We start from the raw sequence: 10,855 nt of genomic DNA, 5'->3' as shown, positions 1-10,855 counted from the left end.
GCTGGGCAGTCCGGAGGGTCCGGCGGTGTCCGGCGCGGGGGCGTCCGTCCCGGTCGGGGCGGGCTGGGCCGCGGCGGCGGCCGCCACGGGGGCGGGGGCGAGGGTGGAGAGGTTCCGGTCCTCGTCCAGCACGGTGAGCAGGTGGGCCGGGACGCGCAGGATCGTCCGCATGCCGCCGAACGGGGACGCCTCGATGTGGCAGTCGAAGCCGTACTGCACGACCAGCCGGCCGACGACCGCGAAGCCGGTCTGCGGCGGATCGCCCAGCTCGGTGAGCAGGACCTCGGCGGGTCCGGCGAGCAGGGCCCGGGCACGCTGGAGGGCGTCCTCGTCCATGCCGATGCCGGCGTCGTCCACGACGAGGAACGCGCCCCGGCCGCCGCTCTGCTGGACCGTGACCTGGACGTCTGTGTCGGGGTGGGAGTACGCGGTGGCGTTGGCGAGGAGCTCGGCCAGGGCGATGGCGAGGGGTTCGGCGGCGCGGGCGGCGAGCGCGAGGCGTTCGTCGCGCAGGTGGTTGGAGACCTTGATCCGCTCGTAGCCCGCGACGCGGGACTGGGCGCCGAGGACGATCTCGACCAGCGGCGAGTTCTGGCGTGCGAGGCCGGGCCAGGCGTCGCACAGGACGGCGGTGGACTGGGTGCGGCGCAGCGCGAGTTCGTTGCGGAAGTCGAGCTGGAGGATGCGCGGGTCGTCGTACTCGTGCTGGAGCTCGTGCAGCAGCTGCTGGGACTGGTTCAGGAGGGACTGGATCTTGGCGGAGGTGCCGCGCATCGCGGCGCGGGCCGCGGCGTCGACGCGTCCGCGCTCTTCGAGGACGGCGGTCCGCGCGGCCTGGACGGCCTCGGTGAGCAGGAGGGCGGCGCCGCCGTCGACCTCGGCCGCCTCGCGCAGTCCGGGGACGGTGGCGCTGGGGTGGGAGAGGGCGAGGGCGGCGGCGGGTATGCGCCGGCGCGCGAGCTGCCGGATCTCGTCCAGGAGGGCGGCGGTGCGGACCTCGGCGGCCTTGGCCTGGCGTTCGGCGAGTTCGGCGCGGGTGACGGCCTGCTGCTCGGAGAGGCCGGCCCGGTAGGCGCGGGAGAAGTACACCACCGCGGCGACGACGGCGATCACTGCGACGATCCATGCCATGCCGTTACCGCGTTTCTCTCGTCGGGTCGGTCCGCCGTCGTGCCCGGGGCGGGACCGCGCGGTCAGCCCGCGCTGCCTGCCGGCTCACTGACCTGCTCCACTTCGTGGGCGACGGTGGCGACGTCGGTCATGACCTGGACCACGCTGGGCCGCTCCGAGCCGTCGAGCTGCCGGTACTCGCTGCCGATGGTCACCACCAGCCGCTCGGGGAGGCCGAGTCCGGGGTAGCGGCCCTCGGCGATGACCTGGCGGGCGGCGTCGATGGAGGGGACGCCCGCGGCGTGCAGGGTGTGGGCGCGCTCCTGGATGTACTCGAGGTACGCGATGTGCTCGCGGACGCCGGCCCGGTCGAGGACGGGGCCGTGGCCGGGGACGATCGTTTCGGCGCCGGTCGCCAGCACCTGTTCGCAGGCCCCGATGATGTTGCTCAGCGGCCCTTCCCAGTGGATCGGGTGGTCGCCGGGCTGCTCGGGGGACGACGAGAAGATGATGTCGCCGCTGAACACGGTGGACTGGGCGGGCAGGTGGACCATCAGGTCGCCGGTGGTGTGCGCGGGCGCGAGCGAGGTGATCTGCACCGGGTAGTCCCCGAGGCTGAGTTCGAGTTCGCCCGTGAAGTAGGTGGTCGGCCGGACCGGTTCGGTCTGCGACCAGTCGAACGGGCCGAAGTGGCGGGCGAGGTAGGCCCCGAGCGGGGTCGCCGGGTCGCCGCCGGTGACGAGCGCGTGCTGCTGCTGCGGCGAGGGCTCGTAGTGGATGTGCGCCCGGGCCTCGCGGGTCACGATGATCTCGGCGTCCGGGAGCACGCCCGCGCCCCAGAAGTGGTCGCCGTTGGCGTGCGTGACGATCACCCGGTCGATGGTGGCGCCGGCGGGCAGGCGCTTGCTGGACTCGGCGAGGAACTGGCCGGCGAGCACCGGGTCGTACGGCGTGTCGATCCACAGTGCGCCACGGGGCGAGACGAGCAGGCCGCAGTTGGCCAGCCCCCAGCCACGCTTCGGCGGGAGCCAGGCGTACAGGCCCCTGCCAAGGTCAACGACATCCCCACCCGTGATCGACATGGACGCGATTATGCCGACCGGTTTCCGGTCGCGTGTTCGAGACCGGCCAGATGGGCGCGTCATTGGCTTGAAATAGACCTTGCGCGACCACGTGGATGGCTGGGCGGTGACCGTACGAGACCACTTCGGACCGGCTTCGTCACTATTACGGGATGACGCGCCGCCAAACCGGAAGGGGGCGATTACCCGCTGAGCATGGCCGAAAAGAGACGCCGCAGGGGCCCCGGCGCGACCGCGTGGAGCGGTGCGCCGGGGACCCGTGGTGCGGGCGGCCGGACCTCAGGAACGGACCTGGCCGCGCTCGAAGTACGCGATCAGCTCCGGGTCGAGCGGTGGCACCTCGTGGGGGGCGCCGCCCTCGCGCAGGGAGCGGGTCGCGAGGACACCGGCGGCGACGCTCATCCGGGCGGCGACCGGGGAGGTGTCGGTGACTCCGCCGTCGCGGACGAACCGGACGAACTCCTGCATGATCCGGCCGTCGCCGCCGCCGTGGGAGCCCTTGGCCTCGGGCACCCGGTAGGTGATGTCGGCGTCGGCGCGGTAGCCGCTGGGGCCGGTGTTCCAGACCTTGACCTCGTCGCCGGGGCCGTCGCCGAAGTTCTCCAGCCGGCCCTCGGTGCCGATGACCGTGTAGTTGCGCCAGTAGTCGGGGGTGAAGTGGCACTGCTGGTAGGCGGCCACGACACCGTTGTCCAGCCGCATGTTCATCACCGAGACGTCCTCGACGTCCACGATGTGGTGCAGGTCCTTGCGGGCCGTCGGCGGCCAGTCGAACTCGCGCAGCCAGTTCTCCGGGCGCGGGGTGTCCGGCTCGCGGCGCGGCAGGTTCCCGTAGACGAGCAGGTCGCCCAGCGCGTTGACGCGCTGCGTGTAGCCGCCGGCCAGCCAGTGCAGCACGTCGATGTCGTGGGCGGCCTTCTGGAGCAGCAGGCCGGTGGTACGGGTGCGGTCGGCGTGCCAGTCCTTGAAGTAGTAGTCGCCGCCGTAGCCCACGAAGTGGCGCACCCAGACGGCCTTGGGCTCGCCGATGTCGCCGCGCGCGATGATGTCGCGCATCAGCCGGACCACGCCCATGTGGCGCATGTTGTGGCCGACGTAGAGCCGGGTGCCGGTCTCGTACGCGGCGCGCAGGATGTTGTCGCAGCTCTCGACGGAGATGCCGAGCGGCTTCTCCACGAAGACCGCCTTGCCGGCCCTCAGGGCGTCGATGGCGATGACCTCGTGGGTGTCGTCCGGGGTCGCGACGATGATCGCGTCCAGGTCGTCCCGGCCGAGCAGCAGCTTGTAGTCCTCGACCGCGGTCTCGGCGCCGAAACGCTCGGCCTCGCGGCTGCGCACCTCCGGGTCGAGGTCGCAGACGGCGGTGATCGCCGATCCCTTGCCGGGGTGGTGGGCCGACGTCGCGATGGACCGGCGCAGGCCGAGTCCGATGACGCCGAGTCGCAGGTCTGACACGGGATTCCCTTCATTGGTGCGGGTCGTGCGGGCGGAGGTTACTGGTCGGCGAGCGACGCCTCGGGCTCGGCGCGCGTCTTGTCCCCGGCGCCGGAGCGCCGCTCGCGCGGCTCGTCCTTGAAGGCGGAGACCGGCCTTCGGCCGGCGACGACGTCCGGCTGGATGCCGCTCATGGCGGTGGGTGCGGCTTCGGAGTCGCCCCTGGCGGTGGGAGGGACGTCACCCCTGCGAGGCGTGCGTCCAGTGCCTGTCCTCGGTGCCGTTGCCGAGGACGGGGAGCTTCTCCGCGCGGAAGGGGGCGGCCAGGTGACCCAGGACGCGCAGCGGCGTCTCGACGCGCTTCCCGTCGGCCCTCTCGTTGCCGGCGTCTTGGCTGTGACCGGCGTGTCTGCCAGCGCCACGGGCACCTCCAGGGCTGAGGGAGCGAGAGAACGTCCCGCATGCGTGGAGGCGGCACGCGCTTCGCGGAAGCGCGGCCGCCGCTCCTTCGCGGCGACAGGCACATAGTTCACGACCGCGCACCGGTATGGCAAGAGTTGTTCATTTCGCAGAGATAACGAACATCTGCGGGCAAGAATAAGGCGCTCCACGCACGCTTCGGCGGTCCGAACCGGTTTGGGTGTCCTGGATTGTGCACGGAAAAGCGGGCCGCCGCGCGACGTGTGCGCGGCGGCCCGCCGGGGGTACGGCGGCGAGGGCCTGCCCTCGAACTGCCCTGAAGGCCCTGGCGATCAGACGGCGATGACCGTGACGCCGGCCTCCGTGAAGCGGGCGGACGCCTCGGGGGCGATCCCCCGGTCGGTGACCAGGAAGTCGACCACGGAGAGGTCGCAGACCCGGGCGAAGGCCCGCTTGCCGATCTTCGAGGAGTCGGCGGCGACCACCACGCGCTGGGCCTGCTGGGCGAGCAGCCGGTTGATGCTGGCCTCGCCCTCGTGGTGCACGTAGGCGCCGCGTTCGGTGTCGATGGCGTTGACGCCGAGGACGGCCACGTCGAGCGTTATCTCGCCGAGCACCCCGCTGGCCAGCGGGCCGGTCAGCTCGTACGACTGGGGCCTGGCGACTCCGCCGGTGACGACCATCTTGATCTGCGGCCGGATCACCAGCTCGTTGGCGATGTTGAGGGCGTTGGTCACCACCGTCAGCGTCGGCTGGCCCACCGTGGCCCCGGCCCCGTCGCCCACCAGGTCCGCGCGGACGGCGAGCGAACGGGCCACCTCGGTGATGGTGGTGCCGCCGGTGAGGCCGACCACCTCGCCGACCGCGACGAGTTCGGCGACGGCGCGGCCGATGGCCTGCTTCTCGGGCGCGTTGCGCCCCGTCTTGTAACGGAGGGCCAGTTCGTAACTGACGCCGTGGGCGATCGCGCCGCCCCTGGTGCGGGTGAGCAGTTGCTGTTCGGCGAGCTGGTCCAGGTCCCGCCGGATGGTCGCGGCCGAGACGTCCAGTGCCCTCGCGGCGTCCTCGACGTCCACCCGGCCGTTCTTACCTACGAGTTCCAGCAGTGCGTTCCACCGGGCATCCCTGGACAAGACGGTTCTCCTCACAGGTCCGGGCTGCGGGCACCCGTCCCCTTGGGCGCGATCACCGGACAGGCGCAAGCGTCGCACAAGGCTCCGGCGAGTCAAGCCCCACGCATACAGAATGCTTGATAATGCGCGTTCATCGCGAGTAACGTGCGTAAACGAGCATCCCATCACCAGTACGGAGTGCAAAAGTGTCATTTGTCGAGGTCGAGATCGCCAGTCAGCCGGAGTGCTGGCGCCGCGCAGCGGAGCTGGCACCGAGTCACGCGGCCGCGCTGCCCGCGCCGGGCGAGCGCGTCGCCGTCGTCGGCTGCGGCACCTCGTTCTACATGGCTCAGGCATACGCCTCGCTCCGTGAGGAGTCCGGGCAGGGCGAGACCGATGCCTTCGCCGCGTCCGAGTTCCCCGCCCGACGCCGCTACGACCGGGTCGTCGCGCTCACCCGCTCCGGCACCACGACCGAAGTCCTCGAACTCCTCGACCGGCTGCGCGGCACCACACCCACGGTGGCCGTCACCGCCGACCCGGGGACGCCGGTGATGACGGCCGCGGACGCGGTCGTCGTCCTCGACTTCGCGGACGAACAGTCCGTCGTCCAGACGCGGTTCGCCACCACGCTGCTGACGCTGCTGCGCGCGCACCTCGGCCTGCACACCGACGCCGTGGTCCGGGACGCGGAGCGGGCGCTCGACGAGCCGCTGCCGGAGGGCCTGGTGGACTGCGCGCAGTTCACGTTCCTCGGGCGCGGCTGGACGGCCGGCCTCGCCAACGAGGCGGCGCTCAAGATGAAGGAGGCGTCGCTCGCCTGGACCGAGTCGTACGCCGCGATGGAGTACCGCCACGGCCCGATCTCCATCGCCACGGACACCACCGCCACCTGGATGTTCGGCGCCGCCCCCGAGGGCCTGCGCGAACAGCTCCTGGAGACCGGTGCCCGCTGGGTGGAGAGCGGCCTGGACCCGCTGGCCGACCTGGTCCGCGTCCAGCGCCTGGCGGTGGCGCGCGCCACCGCCCGCGGCCTCGACCCGGACGCCCCCCGCCACTTGACCCGCTCGGTGGTCCTGGCGGACGCCTGATCGGGGGCATTGCCCCCGGACCCCCGGACCCCCGGACCTCGAACGCCGGACGCGCTGGATTCCAGCCCGTCCGGCGTTCCAGGCGCGGAGCCCTGGTCCGGGGAAGGGACGGGGCCGGGGCCGGCCGGAGCCCTCGCTCAGGACTCCTCGAAATGCGTGTCCAGGACCGCGTCGAAGCCCTCGGTCCACTCCTTGAGGCTGCTGCGGGACGGCGCCTCGACCTCGCCGTTGAACCAGCGCTGGGACGACAGGTGGACGGTGACCGTGAACCGGCGGCCGAAGCGGGCCGGCTTCAGCTCGACCGCGCCGATCTCGTCCCAGCCGAAGTCGGCCTGCTGGTCGTCCAGCGTGAACCGGACGCCGCCGGGACCGGCCGAGATCGAGCCGCGCCGGTCGCTCACCTCGAACGAGGGCCCCTCGGAAGCCTCTTCGCCGCTCTCCTTCTGCTCCTCCTCGTGCTCCTCGTCCTGCGCCACCGGCGCCTCGTCGGCCGGCGGCTCGGCGACCGCGTCCGCGACGGCGTCCTCGGGGGCGGGTGCCTCGGTGTTCTCCGGCTCCTCCGCCACCGCTTCGGCGGGTCGGGGGGCCGTGAGACCGGGGATGTACGCCGGGTCGGTCCCTGCGGCGTACGCGGGCTGGGTCTTCGGGTCTATGCGCTGCTCCACGGCGGGCAGTATGGCCGACGAACCTGTACGGGGCCAGTAAGGCCGTGCCGGGGGACGGGCCCGGGCCGCCCGGCCCGCCCCCCGACGCGGGGCCCCGCGCCCCGCGTCAGCCGGTGGCGCAGACCTCCTCACCGAGCGAGAAGGTGTCCGGTGCCGTGTTGCCGCCGGTCAGCGTGCCCGTGAAGCCGAAGCCCGCGGACGCGCCCGGCGCCACCCGGCCGTTCCAGGAGACGTTGGCGGCCGTCACCTTCGCCCCGTCCTGGGCGGGCGTCGCGTTCCACATCTGGCCGACCTTCTGCCCGTCCGGGAAGGTCCAGGCGAGCTTCCAGCCGTCCAGCTCCGTGCTACCCGTGTTGGTGAGCGTCACATCGGCCTGGAAGCCGCCGGACCACTGGTTGGTGACCTTGTACGTCACCGAACAGGCGGCGTCACCGGGGTCGGTGCCGGGGTCCGTGCCCGGATCGGTGCCGGGGTCGGTGCCCGGGTCCGTGCCGCCCCCGTCGCCGTCCGGGGAATCGCCGTACATGATCCCGCGTCCGTTGGTGGAGACGTACACCCGGCCGAAGACGCGCGGGTCACCCGTGATCGCGGCACCGGTCCAGCCCCACTGGTGGGCGTCGTCGTTGACGCGGGTCCAGGTGGCGCCCGCGTCGGTCGACCGGAAGATGCCGCGCACCCCGCCGATCTTCGCGGAGACGAAGAGGGTCTGGTACGAGGCGCCCGCCGCCGCCTTGCCGAAGCCGACGGAGTCCGCCTCGGCGACGCCGCTCAGCCTGGTGAAGGTCGCCCCCGAGTCGGTCGAGTGCCACAGGCCGTAGGCGCCCGCCGTGGCGCCGCCCGCGAGCCAGATGTCGCCCTCGGCGCCGGGCACCGCCTTGAAGCGGACGTTGCCCTCGGTGGGCAGGCCGCTCGACGCCTTCGCCGTGAAGGTCGCGCCGCCGTCCGTGGAGACGTAGAAGGTGCCGGCCTTGAACCCGTAGAACTTCTTCGGGTTCTTCCGGTCCGACTCGACCGTCGCGCCCTGCGGGATCCCCGTGGAAGCCGACCACGAACTCCCGTACCCGGTCGTGTGATGCACACCGGCGCCCTCGGGGCTCCAGACGAAGCCGCTCGCGTCGGCCGCCGCCGCGACCGTGCCGCCGCCGGTCACCCCGGACGGTTCGGAGCCCTGGAACCAGTTGGAGCCGTTGTCCGTCGAGAAACCGATGTGCGGGGCGGCGTCGGCGCTGCCGACCCGGACCACCGTGTTCGGGCTGCTCTCGGCGAAGTCGATGCTCGTGGTGGAGGTGAGGTTGGGCGAGGTGAACATCATGTCCGGCACGGCGTCGAGGTCGGTGTGCCGGAAGCCCCCGATGTCACCGAGCGCGCTGAGCAGCGGCGCCCCGGACGGCGGGCTGGCCAGGTCGTTGACGGCGGTCTCCTCCAGGCCCTTCACCATCGGCGTGATCTTGAACTGGCTGCCGGAGTCCCAGTTGGTGAGGTTCTCGGTGCCGTAGATCGTCGCGCCGGTGCCGTACATCATGCGGTTCGAGTCGAACGGGTCGATCTCCAGCGCCTCCGTCATCCAGCCCAGTTTGGGCGTGGTCTCCGGCGGCGTCGGGTTGGCGCCCCAGGTCAGCCACGGCACCGAGGACACGTCCTGGGTGAAGCGGTTGGAGCGGTTGGGGTAACTGCTGTAGTCCCACGCCTGGGTCCAGGTCGCGCCGCTGTCCGTGGAGCGGAAGATCTGGGTGTCGGGCCACCAGGAGCTGTACGCGGTCGCCATCACCGTGCCGGGATGCTGCCGGTCCACGGTGAGCCCGCTGAAGCCGTAGTAGGTGTCCGCCTCGGCGACCGGGCTGACGTCCTTCCACTCACCGGTCGAGGTGGTGTACCGCCAGATCTGCCCCTTGCCGCCGTCGTACGGGCCGCCGGTGTCGCTCAGGGTCAGGTACAGGTAGCCGTTGTCGGAGTCGAGTACGCCCTTGTGCGCCAGGTATCCGGTCGGCTGCCCCGCGATCCGCGACCAGGTGGTCCCGCCGTCCGTGGAGCGGTAGACGGTGTTCTCCTTGTCGGCGACCCCGACGTAGATGTCCTGGGTGGCGCTGCCCTTGCTGCCGCTGCGCTCGTCGAACGTCACCCAGACGATGCCCTGGTTGTCGTTGCCGTAGCCGCTGGTGTCGGTCGGGTCCTGGGAGTAGTCGCCCGGGTTGGGGAAGGCCGTCACCTCGGACCAGGTGGCGCCCGAGTCGGTGGACCGCCAGAGGCCGTTGCCGCTGGGCGCGCCGAGGTACAGCACGGAGTTCTTGTTCGGGTCGACCGCGAGGCGTTCGCCCATGCCCCGGCCCGGCATGTTGCCGCCGAGCTTGAACGGCAGCGTGCTCGCCTTCCAGGTCGCGCCCCGGTCCGAGGAGCGCAGCACCGCGCCGTTGGTCGGGTCCCAGTCATTGGTGTACGTGCCCACGGCGGCGTACACCTTGTCCGGGTCGACGGAGTCGGAGGCGAGGCTCACCACCCCGGTCCAGCCCCAGTGGTCCCAGTCCACCCAGTCGAGCAACGGCTTCCACTGCTTGCCGGCCTGGTCCCAGCGGTAGGCGCCGCCGATGTCGGTACGGGCGTAGGCGAGGTTCTTCTCGGACCGGTTGAAGACGATCCCGGGGACGAAACCGCCGCCGTCGATACGGACATTCTTCCAGTCGTACGTGTCCGCCGCGAGGGACACATCGGATGCCTGGGCGGCGGGCGCGGCGTCGTCTTCCTTCGCTGACGCCGGGGCGCCGCTGGCGAAGAGCCCCGCTGTGAGGGTGAGTGCCGCCACCAGGGTGGCAAAGGGTCTTGCGCTTGAGCGCACGGAAACGTCCTCTCCGAACAGGTCCGCCGACAAAGGCGGTGAAGGGCGTGAACGGATGTGGGAGCGCTCCCATTTCGCGTCCCGATGGTAGCGGCGTCACTCCTCCGGGAGAAGAGAACAGGCAAGGTTCATCGGATGACTTGGGCGTGCTGCCTTCGACGCGAGCACCTGCGGTAAACCGCATCCCGGACGGCGGCGACCCTCATACCGGCGTGCTCCCCCGCTTCCTAGCGTGGCGGGGAGCCGGGCAGAACGCCTCGGTTCCCCGTTCGTCTGGAGCCTCCATGCACCTCGTCCCGCTCGCTCTTCCGCAGGAACCCGCCGGAGGCTTCGCCGGCTGGGCGGCCGACCTGATCGACACCCTCGGCGCGCCGGGGGCCGGCCTGGCCATCGCGCTGGAGAACGTGTTCCCGCCGCTACCGAGCGAGGTGATCCTGCCGCTGACCGGGTTCGCGGCCGGGCAGGGGGTGCTGTCGCTCGCCTCCGCGCTGTTCTGGACGACGCTCGGTTCGGTGGCGGGGGCGGCGGCCCTGTACTGGATCGGGGCGCTGTTCGGGCGGGAACGGGTGCACGCCCTGTGGGCTCGGCTGCCCCTGGTCAGGGCCTCCGACCTGGAACGCACCGAGGCGTGGTTCCTGCGGCACGGCACGAAGGCGGTGCTGCTGGGCCGGATGGTGCCGATCTTCCGGAGCCTGATCTCCGTGCCGGCGGGCCTGGAACGCATGCCGCTGCCGACGTTCCTCGGTCTGACGGCGGTGGGCAGCCTGGCGTGGAACTCCGTACTGGTGATGGCCGGTTACTGGCTCGGCGACCAGTGGGACACCGTCGGCTCCTACGTGGGCGTGCTCTCCGAGGCCGTACTGGTCCTCGTCGTCGCGGCGCTGGCGCTGTACGTCGTGGTGCGCGTCCGGTCACGCGCGACGGCGCGGGCGCGGCACCGCCGGGGTGCCTGATGCACGGGGGCGGCCCGGGAACTATGGTTCGGCCGACCGGGCCCCGGCGAGGAGGCCCCGGGCGCGAGGCGGAGGAGCGGGGCAGGGTGCTGGAGGGTTCCCCCGGGGTGCCGGGCGCGTCAGGCCGCCGCTCGGCGGGGCGGCTGTCCCGGGCGGCG

9 protein-coding genes are annotated in these 10,855 nt (G+C 71.9%); 2 read left to right on the top strand and 7 right to left on the bottom strand.

Annotated elements, in window-relative coordinates; all coding sequences use genetic code 11:
* From G3I41_RS31795 to G3I41_RS31780, 5 genes are all read right to left on the bottom strand, one after another.
* Window positions 1–1,131, bottom strand: a 1,131-nt coding sequence (locus G3I41_RS31795; RefSeq protein WP_239081940.1) for an ATP-binding protein, incomplete at its 3' end; no start/stop codon positions are given.
* A 62-nt stretch (window positions 1,132–1,193) separates the two neighbouring features.
* Complete coding sequence (locus G3I41_RS31790) at window positions 1,194–2,192, bottom strand: MBL fold metallo-hydrolase (RefSeq protein WP_164403997.1); 999 nt, start codon at window positions 2,190–2,192, stop codon at window positions 1,194–1,196.
* Window positions 2,193–2,471: 279 nt separating this feature from the next.
* Window positions 2,472–3,647: a Gfo/Idh/MocA family oxidoreductase gene (locus tag G3I41_RS31785; protein ID WP_164403996.1), complete on the bottom strand. Its 1,176-nt coding sequence runs from the start codon at window positions 3,645–3,647 to the stop codon at window positions 2,472–2,474.
* A gap of 38 nt (window positions 3,648–3,685) precedes the next feature.
* Complete coding sequence (locus G3I41_RS37570; RefSeq protein WP_275408467.1) at window positions 3,686–3,820, bottom strand: hypothetical protein; 135 nt, start codon at window positions 3,818–3,820, stop codon at window positions 3,686–3,688.
* A 558-nt stretch (window positions 3,821–4,378) separates the two neighbouring features.
* Window positions 4,379–5,179 carry a DeoR/GlpR family DNA-binding transcription regulator gene (locus tag G3I41_RS31780; RefSeq protein WP_164403995.1) on the bottom strand — a complete coding sequence of 267 codons (801 nt, stop codon included), beginning with the start codon at window positions 5,177–5,179 and terminating at the stop codon, window positions 4,379–4,381.
* A gap of 185 nt (window positions 5,180–5,364) precedes the next feature.
* Between G3I41_RS31780 and G3I41_RS31775 the strand changes: the two genes are divergently transcribed.
* Window positions 5,365–6,249, top strand: a complete 885-nt coding sequence (locus tag G3I41_RS31775; RefSeq protein WP_164403994.1) for a sugar isomerase — start codon at window positions 5,365–5,367, stop codon at window positions 6,247–6,249.
* 137 nt (window positions 6,250–6,386) lie between these two features.
* Here the strand turns inward: G3I41_RS31775 and G3I41_RS31770 are convergent, their stop codons facing one another.
* Both G3I41_RS31770 and G3I41_RS31765 read right to left on the bottom strand, forming a co-directional pair.
* Window positions 6,387–6,914, bottom strand: a complete 528-nt coding sequence (locus tag G3I41_RS31770) for a hypothetical protein (protein WP_164403993.1) — start codon at window positions 6,912–6,914, stop codon at window positions 6,387–6,389.
* A gap of 106 nt (window positions 6,915–7,020) precedes the next feature.
* Window positions 7,021–9,744 carry a cellulose binding domain-containing protein gene (locus G3I41_RS31765; RefSeq protein WP_343242263.1) on the bottom strand — a complete coding sequence of 908 codons (2,724 nt, stop codon included), beginning with the start codon at window positions 9,742–9,744 and terminating at the stop codon, window positions 7,021–7,023.
* Between the two features lie 284 nt (window positions 9,745–10,028).
* Here G3I41_RS31765 and G3I41_RS31760 point away from each other — a divergent pair, with 284 nt between their 5' ends.
* On the top strand, window positions 10,029–10,697 hold the full coding sequence (locus G3I41_RS31760) for a DedA family protein (protein WP_164403992.1): 669 nt from the start codon (window positions 10,029–10,031) through the stop codon (window positions 10,695–10,697).
* Window positions 10,698–10,855: the final 158 nt, after the last annotated feature.

This window comes from Streptomyces sp. SID9727 (assembly GCF_010550605.1).
Classification (GTDB): Bacteria; Actinomycetota; Actinomycetes; order Streptomycetales; family Streptomycetaceae; genus Streptomyces.
This window is presented reverse-complemented; position numbering and strand designations above follow the sequence as displayed.